A 15216-nucleotide genomic window follows, 5' to 3' on the forward strand; every position below is an offset into this window, starting at 1 on the left:
GCGTTATCATACACGAACTCCATTGGATCAAGTTAGGGTATATGATGCAAAAGAATGAGAATAATTTAATCTGGATCGATTTAGAAATGACGGGTCTCGATCCTGAGCGTGACCGTATTATCGAAATTGCCACTATCGTTACCGACAGTCAGCTTAATATTTTAGCACAAGGTCCTGTCATTGCGGTTCATCAAACACAAGCACAATTGGATTTGATGGATGAATGGAATGTGAATACCCATACAGCAAGCGGCTTGGTTGAACGCGTTAAAAGCAGTACTTTCAGTGAGCGTGAAGCTGAATTAGCGACGATTGAGTTTCTAGAGCAGTGGGTACCAAAAGGGGCATCACCAATCTGTGGGAATAGCGTTGGTCAAGACCGTCGTTTTCTATTCCGCTACATGCCTGAGTTAGAAAGCTATTTCCACTATCGTTACCTTGATGTTAGCACCCTAAAAGAGTTAGCTCGTCGCTGGAAACCTGAAATTCTCGCGGGCTTCACTAAAAAAGGCACACACCAAGCTTTAGATGATATTCGCGAGTCTATTGCAGAATTGGCTTATTACCGTGAGACCTTTATCAAATAATCAAAGCAGAAAACTGAGATTGGCGACCAAAAGGTGGCCAATTTTTTTAGCGGTTAACTTATTACAGCGCGTTAAAAGTATAAGTAACAGGCATTCGGGTTTTCATGGCATGGACGTCATTGGGCGATGCGTTTTTAGAAAAAAGTAAAAAATGTTAACTGATTGAAATCAGAAGTTTACTTGCAACGCTGATAAAATCATCACAATGCCCAATTTATCAGCAAACAAATAAAAAAGTGAAAAAATTGAGCCAAGGGGCTTGCCTGCCGTGCAATTTCTCGTATAATGCGCTCCCCGTACCGATGAAGATTTTCATGAGTACGGTAAAGCAAAAAGAAAGTATTTTGCGGGAATAGCTCAGTTGGTAGAGCACGACCTTGCCAAGGTCGGGGTCGCGAGTTCGAGTCTCGTTTCCCGCTCCAATCTCTCTTAGTGTTTTAGTTGTAGTTACCTATCCAAATGCGGGAATAGCTCAGTTGGTAGAGCACGACCTTGCCAAGGTCGGGGTCGCGAGTTCGAGTCTCGTTTCCCGCTCCAAAATCCTTAGTCTCTTACCTCTTATTGTTAAAAATCCAACTGCTTTCATTAAGAAAAGACACCTATTTGATGCACTAGGTGAATTGCGTTCGAATCTGTTTATTCATCAACAAATGCTTTTCTTTTAGTGATGATCGGCAGAGAGTGATGATCATCACACTCTTTGGGATCTTTTTCAGATCTTGCGGTTTTTTCTGCTTGCATTCATTAACTTGTCGCCATAGAATAGCCACCCCCTGACCAATAGGGGCGATCAATAAGTATCCAAATTGTTATAATTTCAGTTGTAATAATAAACAAAAAATCCGATTTTTGCAGTTTCAGTGACTTTTTTGTACCAACCTTGTGTTTTAAGCGCTTTAATTTTGCTGAGAGTAGTAAAAAAGAGGACTTATTTAATTTCCTATCATTAATAAGTTATCCACAACCTATCATCAATGCTGTGGTGCTTTTACGCGTCTGTAATACTTTAATGCACCGAGTTATCCACAGGATAGCATGATAGGTAATCGCACATGTTCCAAAAAGCTATTGCTTCGTGGTGATAGATATCTTACTGAATTTAATAGTAAATATTTTTGTTTAAAATGTGGCTAACCTAGCTTGCAAATTCTTTACCTATTGTCAGCTAAGCAATTTTTTATTTTATTCACACGGAGTTGATTTTTATTCGTTTGCAGTATAGGGGTGTATTATTTTTAAGCATCCCTAGGTAAACCTTTAGATATGGCGCGTACAAGGCGTTTCTGCTGTGAAGTTTGAATAGTTACTTGGTTTTCTTCTCGGCGCTGTAATTGTTGTTGTATTGCCCATTGGATATGCTCATCCAACATCTCCCCCATGCCTAACCGTGAGTGCAATGCGTTGACAATCGTGTCCTGATAGGGGGCATTGCCTAACGCGACACTGATATTTCTGAGCCATTTTAAGTAACCAATGCGGCGAATTGCTGAACCTTCAGTCACTTTTAGGAAAGTCTCTTCATCCCAGCTAAATAGTTCAAGAAGTTCGGGCGTGTGTAATACGCGTCTTGGGCTAAAATCTTCTTCATCGGTTAATTGTGAAAAACGGTTCCAAGGGCAGATCAATTGGCAGTCATCACAGCCGTAGATCCGATTCCCCATCAGTGGGCGAAACTCTTCCGGGATCGGGCCATCAAGCTCAATGGTTAGATAAGAAATGCAGCGGCGAGCATCGACGACATAAGGTTCAACGATCGCGCCGGTAGGGCAAGTGGTCATACAGGCCACACAGCGACCACACTGCTCTTCAACAGGTTGATCGATAGGAAGAGGTAAATTAACTAAAAGTTCACCGAGAAAAAACCACGATCCAGCTTCACGATTAAGGATCAACGAATGCTTGCCTGTCCAGCCTAAGCCTGCCTTGACGGCGAGAGGGCGTTCTAAAATAGGGGCAGAGTCGACAAATGGGCGAAAATTGAGATCGTCAGAGCAGATATGTTCTCGGCAGTATGCCAAGATGCGATCACTGAGCATTTTCAAGCGCTTTTTTAATAGCTTATGGTAATCTCTACCTAGTGCATAGCGGCTAATATAACCTAATTCAGGGTTACTTAATGTGCTGGCAAAAGCTGCTTTTGCAGGCAGGTAGTTCATACGCACGCTGATCACGCGCAATGTGCCGGGATGTAATTCGTGAGGTCTTGCTCGCATCATCCCATGGCGTGCCATCCACGCCATCTCACCGTGGTATTGCTTATCGAGCCATGCCTGTAATTTTGGCTCTTCAAGGGAAAGGTCAGTGTCACAAATACCGACTTGCTGGAAGCCAACTTCACTCCCCCATTGTTTGATATTTTGTGCAAGAAGGTTGAGATCGAGATGTGTTGCCATTAGATTTTATATTGATGCTAAGCTGAGTGAAATTGCAGGGGCACTTTACCATGATCCCGTGATTTCACAAAATCATCACTGATGCCTTGTTGTGTGATGTAACAGGATTAGTCGCTTATCTGATATCCACTATCTAAATATTTCTGTAATGTTATTTAAGAAAAATGGATCGGCTTAGGTTAATATAGTCATTATATCTATATTGATCTATTTTTCCTTACTATAGCTGATTGAACTTTCCATGAAAGAACGTATTTTACAACTTGCCAACGAAGAGCAAACAGTGGCGCTAGGGCGCGCTGTCGCAAATGCCTGTCAACGAGGCGTCGTGATTAACTTGTATGGCGATTTGGGCGCTGGCAAAACGACATTTAGTCGCGGTTTCTTACAGGCACTCGGGCACCAAGGTCACGTAAAAAGCCCGACGTATACGCTTGTGGAGCCTTATGATCTTCCTGATGGGCAGGTTTTTCATTTTGATCTTTATCGTTTAGCTGATCCAGAAGAATTGGAATTTATGGGGATCCGAGACTATTTTTCCCCTGAGTCGATCTGTTTAGTGGAATGGCCTCAACAAGGCAAAGGTTTTCTGCCAGAAGCGGATCTTGAACTCCATTTGACTTATCAGGATGAAGGGCGTCAGGCTCACTTTATTGCTTTTTCTGCAAATGGGGAGTCGTTGTTAGAAGAATTACAAGCACTCTAAGGGATATATTGCTCATGACGAATGCATTGCCGAGAAAAATAACAAAAAGAAGTTTTTTCTCCTTCTTATTGCTGTTGATGATTGTTGCATTATGGTTAGTTGCACGACCTGTACAGGCGGCGACCTTATCGAACATACAGGTTGATAATAGCCCATCAAATGCACAGGTGACACTATCCTTCATGGATGGTAAGCCTGATTACAAATATTTTCCCCTGCATTCGCCAGAGCGGCTAGTTATTGATGTTAAGCAAAATGGCGAAATTATCGGCCTACCAATGAGAGTGCCTGCTGGTGATTTGGTTAAAGTGGTTCGTACCAGCCAGCCACCGGATAGCCGACACAAACGTATCGTATTGGAACTGTCAAAAGCGGCAAAAGTACAAACGTCGCTGAAACAAGTCGCTGGGCAGTATCAAGTGGTATTTACGCTTTCCTCGGGGCAAAGTCGTGCACCAACGTCTTTCAATAATACGACTCAACCGATGCAAGTGCCTAATAATGCGGTGCAAGATAAACCGTTAAAAATGAATTCGCAGGCACAGCGACCAGCTGTTGCACCTGCACCAGTTAAAACCAATAAAACAATGCCCAAGGGGGCAAAACAGGTCGTGATTGCTATTGATGCTGGGCATGGTGGCAAAGACCCCGGAGCGATTGGTAAAAACGGCTATCGAGAAAAAGATGTTACGTTAAGTGTTGCACGTAAACTGTATGCAAAACTTGAGGCTGACCCTATGTTCAAGCCAGCGATGACCCGTGATGGTGATTATTTTATTTCTGTCAGTGGGCGTTCAGATGTTGCACGTAAGAAAGGGGCTAACATGTTAGTTTCTATTCACGCTGACTCTGCACCAAATAGTAGTGCGCGAGGCGCTTCTGTTTGGGTATTGTCAAATCGACGTGCAAATAGTGAATTAGGTAACTGGTTGGAACAACGAGAAAAACAATCCGAGCTATTAGGTGGAGCAGGCGATGCATTAAGTGGTGCGGACCCTTACTTGAGCCAAGCGGTACTCGATTTACAATTCGGTCATTCACAGCGGGTTGGCTATGATGTGGCGGTACAAGTACTCCATCAATTAAGAAAAGTGGGTAATATTCATAAACGTAGCCCAGAGCATGCCAGCCTTGGGGTTTTGCGTTCGCCTGATATTCCTTCAATTCTGGTAGAAACAGGGTTTATTAGTAATAGCGCTGAAGAGCAGTTGCTTAAATCCAATGACTATCAAGAGAAGGTCGCCGAAGCTATCCACCAAGGTTTGCGGCAATACTTCCTTGCAAATCCGTTGCAAGCGGCACCTAATTAAGGGGGATGGTGATGGCAATACAGATCCTCTCTCCCCAACTTGCTAACCAAATCGCTGCCGGCGAGGTTGTCGAACGCCCTGCCTCAGTGGTTAAAGAGTTGGTTGAAAACAGTCTCGATGCAGGTGCAACACGCATCGACATCGATATTGAACGTGGAGGAGAGAAGCTGATCCGTATTCGCGATAATGGTAGTGGGATCAGCAAAGATGAACTGGTCTTAGCGTTAGCGCGCCATGCGACCAGCAAAATTGCCACGTTAGATGACCTAGAAGCCATCATGAGTATGGGGTTCCGTGGTGAAGCACTGGCGAGTATTAGCTCCGTCTCTCGTTTGACGCTCACATCAAAACCGGCTGAGCAATCAGAGGCGTGGCAAGCTTATGCGGAAGGGCGAGATATGGCGGTGACCGTCAAACCCGCCGCTCACCCAAATGGCACCACCGTAGAAGTGCTTGATCTATTCTACAATACGCCAGCGCGTCGCAAATTTATGCGTACCGAAAAAACCGAGTTTGGCCATATTGATGAGGTCGTCCGGCGTATCGCGCTTTCTCGCCCTGATGTGACAATCAATTTGAACCATAATGGGAAGCTGGTGAAACAGTACCGCGCTGCAAAAGGGGAAGCTCAACAAGAGCGGCGGCTGGCAAACATCTGTGGTACAGGTTTTATGCAGGGGGCGCTAGCGATATCTTGGGAGCATGGTGACCTTGGCATTAAAGGCTGGGTGGTTTCACCGTCTTCGACGCCAGTGAGTGATATTCAGTACTGTTATGTAAATGGTCGAATGATGCGCGATAGGTTAATTAACCATGCGATCCGCCAAGCGTATGAAGGGCATCTTGATGATAATCAACAGCCAGCCTATGTCCTTTATTTGACCATTGACCCCCAACAAGTGGATGTTAACGTCCATCCTGCTAAGCATGAAGTGCGTTTTCACCAAGCTCGGCTAGTGCATGATTTTATCTATCAAGGTGTGAGAACGGCCTTATTAAATGCGCATGAGCCAGATGAGTTGCCCGGTATTGAACCTGTTACCCATGAATTAACTAATCGTTCATCCGCGGGAGACAACTACTTTTCGTCATCATCCACGCTCAATGAAAACGATGAAAATGAGACGAGTCGTACGGCGCAACAGCAACATGACAGCACGGGCAGTAGTCGTTCGCATTCAGCCCCTTCCGTAGCGGCTACATCGCCGACATCAACAAATCATTTTAGTCGAGAAAAAAGCGCGTTTACGCCTTCTAATACGCATTATGACCGAAAAGCGGGGCAACTGTACCAAGCATTGATGTCTGTTCCTGTTGCTGAAGAAGATAAAAAGCCACTATTTCCTAGTCGGCAACCATTAGATGTTCCAGCAGTTTCTTCGCAATCAGTGGAAGAAAATACCAATAACTTCACATTTGGCAAAGTATTGACAATTTACGCAAAAAACTTTGCATTAATTGAGTCTTCATTAGGGCTAATCCTGTTATCCTTATCAGAAGCAAATTATTTACTGAAGTTGGCTCAGTTATCACCTGATGGCGAAGCGTTAAAACCTCAACCGTTGTTGATCCCGCTAAAATTATCACTTAATTCTGATGAAATTGCGGTTTTTCAGCGTAACAAGGAACAATTGACATTATTTGGTATTGAAGCCACGATATCTCATGGAAAAGTAACTATTCATGCGGTATCGTTACCGTTAAGAACGCAAAATTTATCTCAGCTTTTTTCGGGTTTACTGAATTTTTTGTCGACAAAAGAGCAGGCATCTCGTCAAGATATTGCTCAATGGCTTGCAAAAACAGTTTCACAAGAAAAAACACAAGAAAGCTGGAGCTTAGCACAAGCAGTTCAGTTACTCGCTGATGTTGAGCGGCTTTGCCCGCAGTATGTTAAAAAGCCGTCACCAACATTATTACAATTAATTAATTTACAATCCGTGGTAGCTACACTAACAAATGAGTGAACTTGTAACTCAGAAAAAACCGAATGCAATATTCCTGATGGGGCCAACGGCCTCAGGCAAGACAGCGTTAGCTATTGCTCTACGCCAACACTTGCCTGTTGAGATAATCAGTGTCGATTCGGCGTTGATCTACCGTGGTATGGACATCGGCACAGCGAAGCCAAATGCAGAGGAGCTTAGTCAAGCGCCTCATCGTCTGATCGATATACTCGATCCCTCTTTACCATACTCCGCTGCTGATTTCCGGCGAGACGCATTAAATGTAATGGAGGAAATAACTTCTCAAGGTAAAATTCCATTACTTGTGGGGGGCACAATGCTTTATTTTAAGGCATTACTAGAGGGGCTTTCGCCTTTGCCTTCTGCAGATCCCGCTACTCGTGCTGAGATTGAAAAAATTGCACAGCAGCAAGGGTGGGGTGAAATCCATCGTCGTTTAGCGGAGGTCGATCCGGTTGCGGCAGCGAGGATTCATCCTAATGATCCACAAAGATTATCCCGAGCTTTAGAGGTATATCTCATTTCAGGGCAAACTTTGACTGAAATGACACAAACAGCAGGTGAAGAATTACCTTATAATGTGTTTCAATTTGCTATTGCGCCCCAAGATCGTAAAATTTTACATCAGCGCATTGAACAACGTTTTCATCAGATGTTAGACGCCGGTTTTGAAGAGGAAGTTCGTGCTCTTTATGAACGGGGTGACCTCCATGTTGATTTACCCTCTATTCGTTGTGTGGGGTATCGGCAAATGTGGTCGTACCTAGAAGGCGAAACAGATTATGATGAAATGGTTTATCGGGGAATTTGTGCAACACGCCAATTGGCAAAACGTCAAATTACCTGGTTGAGAAGCTGGGAAAATGTTCATTGGTTAGATAGTGAACAACCACAGCAAGCGCTTAAGGCTGTTATGCAGGTTGTATGTGCATAGAGCTATGGTTTGTGTACAATTAGAACGCTAAGCGCAATTTTTGAGTAGTTAATTTTTGGAATCGAAAGGTTCTCATTTAAAAACAACAAAATAAGGAAAACATAGAATGGCTAAGGGGCAATCTTTGCAAGATCCGTTCCTGAACGCATTACGTCGTGAAAGGGTTCCGGTCTCAATTTATTTGGTTAACGGCATCAAATTGCAGGGTCAGATTGAATCTTTTGACCAGTTTGTCATTTTACTAAAAAACACGGTTAGTCAGATGGTTTATAAGCATGCTATCTCTACCGTTGTCCCTGCTCGCCCTGTTTCTCACCATAGTGGCAGTGCTACTGGCGGTGCGGGTAATGGTAACTACAACTCTGGTGCTTCAACTCAACAGGATGGCGAAGCTGCTGAGTAATACCAGTTGTGCGTTAAAATTCAAGGAAAACATGGGTAGGGAGACTTTACCTGTGTTTTTCCTTTGTATTTCTAGTGATTAAGCCTAAGAGGTTATAGCCCTTGTTTGATAGGTATGAAGGCGGTGAACTGGCTGTATTGGTGCATGTCTTTTTCTCCCAAGAAAAGGACACTGAAAATCTGGCAGAATTTGAGTCACTCGTGACATCGGCGGGTGTGAAACCTGTACAGATAGTAACAGGCAGTCGTAAGTCTCCCCATCCTAAATATTATGTTGGAGAAGGGAAAGCGGAAGAAATCGCTGAAGCTGTGAAGGAAAGTGGCGCAGATGTGGTGCTATTTAACCATACGCTGAGTCCAGCACAGGAACGTAATCTCGAAAGGTTATGCCAATGTAAGGTCGTTGACCGTACAGGGGTGATTTTAGATATTTTCGCTCAAAGGGCGCGGACACATGAAGGTAAACTTCAAGTTGAATTAGCGCAGTTACGCCATTTATCGACCCGTTTGGTAAGAGGATGGACGCACCTTGAGCGGCAAAAAGGTGGGATTGGTTTACGTGGTCCTGGTGAAACTCAGTTAGAGACAGACCGTCGGTTATTAAGGGGCAAAATTAGCCAAATTTTATCCCGTCTCAGCCGAGTAGAAAAACAACGTGAGCAAGGGCGCCAAGCACGAAATAAAGCGGATATTCCGACAATTTCGCTGGTGGGTTATACCAACGCCGGTAAATCAAGTTTATTTAACCGGATGACGGCTTCCGATGTTTACGCTGCTGACCAACTATTTGCAACACTTGATCCAACATTAAGACGTATTAACGTGGAAGATGTTGGGCCAGTAGTACTTGCGGATACTGTTGGTTTTATTCGTCACTTGCCACATGATTTGGTTGCTGCCTTTAAAGCAACACTGCAGGAAACGCGTGAAGCAACGTTATTGCTCCATGTTATTGATGCAGCAGATAGCCGTTTGGATGAAAATATTCACGCGGTCGAAAGTGTATTGGAAGAAATTGAAGCAGATGAGATCCCAACACTTTTAGTCATGAACAAAGTGGATATGCTGGAAGACTTCATCCCGCGTATCGACAGAGATGAGGATAACAAGCCTGTTCGTGTCTGGGTATCAGCACAAACGGGTGACGGTATCCCCTTGTTGCTACAAGCATTGACGGAACGCCTTTCAGGTGAAATCGCACACGTTGAAATGCGTTTGCCACCGAGTGAAGGCCGCTTACGTAGCCGTTTTTATCAACTCCAAGCCATTGAACGCGAGTGGCAGGAAGAAGATGGTTCAATTGGCCTTGAGGTGCGTATGCCGATGGTTGATTGGCAGCGTTTGTGCAAACAGGAACAACAATTGCCTAGCTATGTGATTTAACATATCGCTAGGAAATGGAATTGATATTAAGAGTTATTTGTTGCTCTTAACCCGAAAAATCAATCATAAAGATATGGAGCTAAAACATGGCGTGGAATCAGCCCGGTAATGACGGACAAGACCGCGATCCGTGGGGAAGCGGCAATAAAGGCGGCAACTCTGGCGGGAATAAAGGTGGTCGAAAACGTGGGGCTTCTGATCTCGACGATCTCTTTCGTAAGCTGAGCAACAAGCTTGGCGGTAAAAAAGGCGGCAGCGGTGGTGGTGATGGTGATAATAAACAGCCATTCCAAATCAGCGGTCGCTTTGGTGTATTGGCTCTCGCGGCAGTCGTCGTTGTATGGGCGGGTTCAGGTTTTTATACCATCAAGGAAAGTGACCGAGGTGTGATACTACGCTTTGGTGAATACAGTGGTATTGTCGGACCTGGTTTGAACTGGAAACCAACTTTTATTGATAAAGTGATTCCAGTTAACGTTGAAACCGTTCGTGAACAAGCGACGAATGGTATGATGTTAACCTCAGACGAAAACGTGATCCGCGTTGAGATGAACGTGCAGTATCGTGTGACTAATCCTAAAGAATATCTATTCAGCGTCACTAACCCTGATAACAGCTTACGTCAGGCACTTGATAGTGCAGTCCGTGGCGTAATCGGTCAGTCAGCGATGGAACAAGTGCTTACAACGAATCGAGCATTTATTCGTGATGTAACACAAAGGGATCTGGAAGCGACGATAGAGCCATACAAAATGGGGATTACGGTACTCGATGTTAACTTCCAAGCTGCTCGTCCGCCTGAAGATGTTAAGGCTGCCTTTGATGACGTAATTGCAGCACGGGAAGAAGAGCAAAAAACGATTCGTGAAGCACATGCTTATCGGAACGAAGTGCTACCAATGGCAAAAGGTAATGCGCAAAAACTGATCGAAGAAGCTGAAGCTTATAAGGCGAGTGTGGTCTTTAAAGCAGAGGGTGAGGTTGCAAGTTTTGCAAAAATGTTGCCTGAATATCGTGCAGCACCTGAAATTACCCGTGAACGACTCTACATTGATACCATGGAGCGTGTTTTAAGTAATACACGTAAAGTTATCGCTAATGATAAGAGTAACAGCATGTTAGTACTGCCATTAGAGCAATTAATGCGTGGTAATAACAACAATACAGCAGCACCAAAAACGGGCTTAGAACCAAAAGTGATGAATCCAAATACGACTAACAATTCATCATCTTCGGGTACTCAGCCTGCACAGCAAAGCAGTAATGTGCGCGGTGATACTGTTCGAGTAGGGAGACAATAATCATGCGTAATTCGCTAATTGTTATTATTATTGCTATTTTGGCAGTCGCTTACGCATCCATTTTTATTGTCCCTCAAGCCGATCGCGGTATTGTGCTGCGTTTTGGTAAGGTTGTGCGTGACGCTGACAATAAACCTATCATTTATGAGCCAGGTTTGCATTTTAAAGTGCCTTTCATCGAAACGGTGAAAATGCTTGATGCGCGTATTCAGACATTGGAAATCCAAGCTGACCGCTATTTGACAAGTGAAAACAAAGACTTGATGGTAGACTCCTACCTGAAATGGCGCATTACTGACTTTAGCCGTTATTATGTGGCAACGGGTGGTGGTAGCTCAGATCAAGCTGAAACATTCTTAAAACGTAAGTTTAGTGACCGTTTGCGCTCTGAGTTTGGTCGTCTGAGTGTTAAAGATATTATTACAGACTCACGTGGTCGTTTGACTGTTGATGTACGCGAAGCTCTGAACGTAGGTTCAGCATCTGATGAATCGACTAAGGAAGTCGATGCAGAGATTGCTTCTGCGGCAGCGCGCGTTGAAGAAGAGACTAACTTAACGCCGTTAGTCGCTAACGCAAACAGTATGGCTGCTTTAGGGATTGAAGTTGTTGACGTTCGTATCAAACGTATTGAGTTACCGAACGAAGTTTCTGAGGCTATCTATGCGCGTATGCGTGCAGAGCGTGAAGCGGTTGCACGTCAGCATCGTTCACAAGGCCAAGAAGAAGCCACGAAGATCCGAGCGGTGGCTGATAAAACTGTGACTGAAACGTTAGCAGAAGCTGAACGTACAGCATTGACTCTACGCGGTGAAGGGGATGCGATGGCAACAAAACTGTTTGCTGACGCATTCAACCAAGACCCAGAGTTTTATGCCTTTATCCGTAGCTTACGTGCCTATGAGCACAGCTTTAATAGCGGTGAGGACGTGATGGTATTAAGCCCAGACACAGACTTCTTCCGCTTTATGAAAGCACCAACCAAGTTGCGTGCAACGGATTAAAATAACTGTTAAGCTAATAAAGAAAAGCCCGCTTCGCGGGCTTTTTTTACGTCTGTCTCTTTAAGTATTAGATTTTTCAGGGAAAACTAATGCTGTCTAATCTGGTCGCTATCAGTTGGATTGATGACAGAAATAAAAAAGGCCATTTTTTCTTGCTTTCCAGAAAAAAATTTTTTGCTGTGCAAAAAATCACTGGAACAGATTATTTTAGATGGTAGAATTCATTTTTAAGCAACCGAGTGTATTTTGAAATGGGTAAGAACGTTGTCGTACTGGGCACCCAATGGGGTGACGAAGGAAAGGGCAAGATCGTCGACTTGCTGACAGAGCGTGCTAAATATGTAGTTCGCTATCAGGGCGGCCATAATGCTGGCCATACTCTTGTTGTAAACGGTGAAAAAACCGTTCTCCACTTAATTCCATCCGGTATTCTTCGTGAAAATGTCATCAGCATTATTGCTAATGGTGTCGTACTCGCGCCTGACGCATTGATGAAAGAGATGAAGCAATTAGAAGATCGCGGTGTTCCTGTTCGCGAACGCTTACGTATTTCTGAAGCATGCCCACTGATCCTGCCTTATCATATCGCATTAGACAATGCGCGCGAAAAAGCGCGTGGCGCGAAAGCGATTGGTACTACGGGTCGTGGTATTGGTCCTGCTTATGAAGACAAAGTTGCTCGCCGTGGCCTGCGCGTTGGCGATCTGTTTGACAAAGCAACCTTTGCTGAAAAACTAAAAGAAATTGTTGAATACCACAACTTCCAGTTGGTGAATTACTATAAAGAACCCGCTGTTGATTATCAGAAAACCCTTGATGATATCATGGCAGTCGCTGATATTCTGACTGGCATGGTAGTTGATGTTTCTGATCTGCTCTATAAAGCACATCAGAAGAATGAATTAGTCATGTTCGAAGGTGCACAAGGCACTTTATTGGATATTGACCACGGTACTTATCCGTACGTGACCTCTTCCAACACAACCGCGGGTGGTGTTGCGACAGGTTCAGGCTTAGGCCCACGTTATGTAAGCTATGTTTTGGGTATCATTAAAGCTTACTCTACTCGTGTAGGGGCTGGTCCATTCCCAACTGAGTTATTTGACGAAACGGGTGATTTCCTACGTGAAAAAGGCCAAGAGTTCGGTGCAACAACAGGTCGTAAGCGCCGCACGGGTTGGTTAGATATCGTGGCGATTAACCGTGCTGTTCAGATCAACTCACTGTCTGGCTTCTGTATGACGAAACTAGACGTTTTAGATGGCCTGAAAGAAGTAAAAATTTGTGTAGGCTATCGTCGTCCAGATGGTACTGTTCTTGAAACAACACCATTAGCTGCTGATGAGTGGGAAGGTTTAGAGCCTGTCTATGAAGTATTACCAGGCTGGAGCGAAACAACGTTCGGTGTGAAAGACAGAGCGCTGTTACCACAAGCTGCGTTAGACTATATCAAGCGTGTTGAAGAGTTGACTGGTGTTCCGGTTGATATCATCTCAACAGGTCCTGATCGTTCTGAAACGATGATCTTACGCGACCCGTTTGACGCTGAATAATATCGAGCCTAATCTTTAGGTTTAGAGAAAAAACACCGAATATTTCGGTGTTTTTTTTATCAATTAATCACGTTTTAAATGGGCTAAATCGCTACCGGATGGGTGTTGATAGATCCGTAATTTGAAATATTTAGCGGATGCGTTGACGTACTCGAATATTTCCGACTGCACTTCTTCATAATCCACCCAAGTTGTGGAACGAGTAAAACAGTATATTTCGACAGGAAGACCATTAGGTGTTGGTGGCATGGTTCTGATCACTAAATACATATCAGCTCTGACATCTCCACGCATTTTTATCCAATTCAAAATATATTTTCTAAACAGTTGGAGATTGGTCACGCCATTGTCAATCATCCATTCATTGATATTACCGAGTTCGCCTTTCTCTTCGAGCATCGTTTCTAGGCTTTTACGCAGTGGTGCCGTATTCTTTAATTCATTCAATAACGCTTCGGTTGCAAATTCAATTGATGATTGGTCGATATAAAAACTACGCTTAATCCTACGGCCACCCGAAGAGAACATGGGTTGCCAGTTTGTGTATTTCTCCGTGAGAAAATCTTTAGTCGGAATACGTGAAATCGTGTTATCCCAATTACGAATGGTGATGGTGTGCAGTGCGATATCGATGACTTCACCGCTAATATTACTACTTGGTAGCTCTATCCAATCATAAAGTTTTAAGACTTTCCCATTAGAAACTAAAATATTTGCTACAAACGACAGTAAGGTATGTTGGAATACAAACATTAATACCGCTGCGATTGCACCAAAACTGGAAATAATAATGACAGGTGACTGGTCCGTCATTAATGCGATAATAAGGATAAATGAAATAATCCAAACAATAATTTTGGCGATTTCAATATACCCTTTGATGGAGTTATTTCGATGCAAAGTTCGGGTCGTTTGCCGTAAAATAAAGACATCAAGGCCATCATTGACTAGCCCTGCACCATTGATCACAATGAGCGACCAACAAATGGTTTTGAAGGTTATATTGACTTCATCGGAGAATGAGGGCAGCAACTGATTAAGGTAAAGTACCAAGGTTACAGCGACAATCGAGGCTATTTTCTTCGCAACACCATCAATCAAGTCATCATCGGTTAAGTTAGTCAGTAACGGTAGCAACCGTCGGGCAAACCGCAAAAAAATCACTTTTCCCACAAACCAAGTGAGCAGCAGGATCACGACTAAAAGCGAGGTCATTAATAGGGTGTTGTTCGAGATAACATTATAAATTTCAGCAAGTTGTTCCATAGTATCCTACATCATATCCTCAATGTGCTGATGGCTTATTATAAAATGAGCAAACTAAAAAGAATTGATGATAAAAGTGATATATAGGTTTTCGGTTCACTCTAATATCCTTTTAGATAGTGCAAATCCACGAGTGGCCTTAGCAATCTATGTTATTATAGGTATGATTAGCGTTATGGCATTACTCGCTATTGACATATTATTAGTCAAATTATGTCAATAAAACACCGCATAATGGCAAATAATCATAGATATGTATTGTTATTGAGGGGATATTACCTCTTTGTGGTAAGCTAAACTAGAATGAAAAGGTCGCTTATGGTTGCAAATTAAAGCGTTATTCGTCGTAGTTATTGGGTATAAAACAGTAACGGGGTGTGATGTCGCTACAATTTGAAATTAATAAGTCG

At 43.6% G+C, this 15216-nt stretch carries 12 protein-coding genes and 2 tRNA genes; 12 read left to right on the forward strand and 2 right to left on the reverse strand.

The features are described from left to right. Positions 1-44 precede the first annotated feature (44 nt). From orn to PSF11_RS12305, 3 genes are all read left to right on the forward strand, one after another. Positions 45-587, forward strand: coding sequence for an oligoribonuclease (gene orn / locus PSF11_RS12295; RefSeq protein WP_014657301.1), 543 nt, complete (start codon positions 45-47; stop codon positions 585-587). Between the two features lie 346 nt (positions 588-933). Continuing rightward, positions 934-1009: transfer RNA gene (locus PSF11_RS12300), tRNA-Gly, on the forward strand. A 39-nt stretch (positions 1010-1048) separates the two neighbouring features. Then, positions 1049-1124, forward strand: a tRNA-Gly gene (locus PSF11_RS12305). A 698-nt stretch (positions 1125-1822) separates the two neighbouring features. Here PSF11_RS12305 and queG read toward each other — a convergent pair. Beyond that, a complete protein-coding gene (gene queG / locus PSF11_RS12310) occupies positions 1823-2980 on the reverse strand; it encodes a tRNA epoxyqueuosine(34) reductase QueG (protein WP_060561487.1) in 1158 nt (385 codons plus the stop codon). Between the two features lie 241 nt (positions 2981-3221). Here queG and tsaE point away from each other — a divergent pair, with 241 nt between their 5' ends. The 9 genes from tsaE (at position 3222) to PSF11_RS12355 (ending at position 13540) form a co-directional block, all read left to right on the forward strand. Next, positions 3222-3686 (forward strand): tRNA (adenosine(37)-N6)-threonylcarbamoyltransferase complex ATPase subunit type 1 TsaE, encoded by a 465-nt coding sequence (gene tsaE, locus PSF11_RS12315; protein WP_004915627.1) that lies wholly within the window; start codon positions 3222-3224, stop codon positions 3684-3686. Between the two features lie 14 nt (positions 3687-3700). Then, the gene (gene amiB, locus PSF11_RS12320; protein WP_036942650.1) at positions 3701-4996 is read left to right on the forward strand and encodes an N-acetylmuramoyl-L-alanine amidase AmiB; all 1296 of its coding nucleotides are present in this window, start codon (positions 3701-3703) and stop codon (positions 4994-4996) included. Between the two features lie 11 nt (positions 4997-5007). Further along, positions 5008-6963, forward strand: coding sequence for a DNA mismatch repair endonuclease MutL (gene mutL, locus PSF11_RS12325; RefSeq protein ID WP_014657304.1), 1956 nt, complete (start codon positions 5008-5010; stop codon positions 6961-6963). Beyond that, on the forward strand, positions 6956-7897 hold the full coding sequence (miaA, locus tag PSF11_RS12330) for a tRNA (adenosine(37)-N6)-dimethylallyltransferase MiaA (RefSeq protein ID WP_004915633.1): 942 nt from the start codon (positions 6956-6958) through the stop codon (positions 7895-7897). The genes mutL and miaA overlap by 8 nt, the downstream gene beginning before the upstream one ends. Positions 7898-8003: 106 nt before the next feature. Beyond that, entirely contained in the window at positions 8004-8300 is a 297-nt protein-coding gene (hfq, locus tag PSF11_RS12335) for an RNA chaperone Hfq (protein ID WP_004915637.1), read from the forward strand. A 101-nt stretch (positions 8301-8401) separates the two neighbouring features. Then, complete coding sequence (hflX, locus tag PSF11_RS12340) at positions 8402-9682, forward strand: ribosome rescue GTPase HflX (protein WP_060561486.1); 1281 nt, start codon at positions 8402-8404, stop codon at positions 9680-9682. Positions 9683-9768: 86 nt separating this feature from the next. Next, complete coding sequence (gene hflK / locus PSF11_RS12345; protein WP_004915644.1) at positions 9769-10983, forward strand: FtsH protease activity modulator HflK; 1215 nt, start codon at positions 9769-9771, stop codon at positions 10981-10983. 2 nt (positions 10984-10985) lie between these two features. Next, on the forward strand, positions 10986-11987 hold the full coding sequence (gene hflC / locus PSF11_RS12350) for a protease modulator HflC (RefSeq protein WP_004915648.1): 1002 nt from the start codon (positions 10986-10988) through the stop codon (positions 11985-11987). A gap of 251 nt (positions 11988-12238) precedes the next feature. Continuing rightward, positions 12239-13540, forward strand: coding sequence for an adenylosuccinate synthase (locus tag PSF11_RS12355; protein WP_014657305.1), 1302 nt, complete (start codon positions 12239-12241; stop codon positions 13538-13540). A gap of 63 nt (positions 13541-13603) precedes the next feature. On the opposite strand, the gene PSF11_RS12360 is transcribed toward PSF11_RS12355, so the two are convergent. Beyond that, positions 13604-14806 carry a mechanosensitive ion channel family protein gene (locus PSF11_RS12360; RefSeq protein WP_004915659.1) on the reverse strand — a complete coding sequence of 401 codons (1203 nt, stop codon included), beginning with the start codon at positions 14804-14806 and terminating at the stop codon, positions 13604-13606. Between the last annotated feature and the right edge of the window lie 410 nt (positions 14807-15216).

The organism is Providencia sp. PROV119, assembly GCF_028482435.1.
Taxonomy (GTDB): Bacteria; Pseudomonadota; Gammaproteobacteria; order Enterobacterales; family Enterobacteriaceae; genus Providencia; species Providencia stuartii.

Excerpts from the sequence above, each read along its gene's own strand:
- tsaE (WP_004915627.1), top strand. The coding sequence starts at position 3,222 with ATGAAAGAACGTATTTTACAACTTGCCAACGAAGAGCAAACAGTGGCG.
- hflK (WP_004915644.1), top strand. The coding sequence starts at position 9,769 with ATGGCGTGGAATCAGCCCGGTAATGACGGACAAGACCGCGATCCGTGG.
- amiB (WP_036942650.1), top strand. The coding sequence starts at position 3,701 with ATGACGAATGCATTGCCGAGAAAAATAACAAAAAGAAGTTTTTTCTCC.
- miaA (WP_004915633.1), top strand. The coding sequence starts at position 6,956 with ATGAGTGAACTTGTAACTCAGAAAAAACCGAATGCAATATTCCTGATG.
- hfq (WP_004915637.1), top strand. The coding sequence starts at position 8,004 with ATGGCTAAGGGGCAATCTTTGCAAGATCCGTTCCTGAACGCATTACGT.
- mutL (WP_014657304.1), top strand. The coding sequence starts at position 5,008 with ATGGCAATACAGATCCTCTCTCCCCAACTTGCTAACCAAATCGCTGCC.
- PSF11_RS12360 (WP_004915659.1), bottom strand. The coding sequence starts at position 14,806 with ATGGAACAACTTGCTGAAATTTATAATGTTATCTCGAACAACACCCTA.
- queG (WP_060561487.1), bottom strand. The coding sequence starts at position 2,980 with ATGGCAACACATCTCGATCTCAACCTTCTTGCACAAAATATCAAACAA.
- PSF11_RS12355 (WP_014657305.1), top strand. The coding sequence starts at position 12,239 with ATGGGTAAGAACGTTGTCGTACTGGGCACCCAATGGGGTGACGAAGGA.
- orn (WP_014657301.1), top strand. The coding sequence starts at position 45 with ATGCAAAAGAATGAGAATAATTTAATCTGGATCGATTTAGAAATGACG.
- hflC (WP_004915648.1), top strand. The coding sequence starts at position 10,986 with ATGCGTAATTCGCTAATTGTTATTATTATTGCTATTTTGGCAGTCGCT.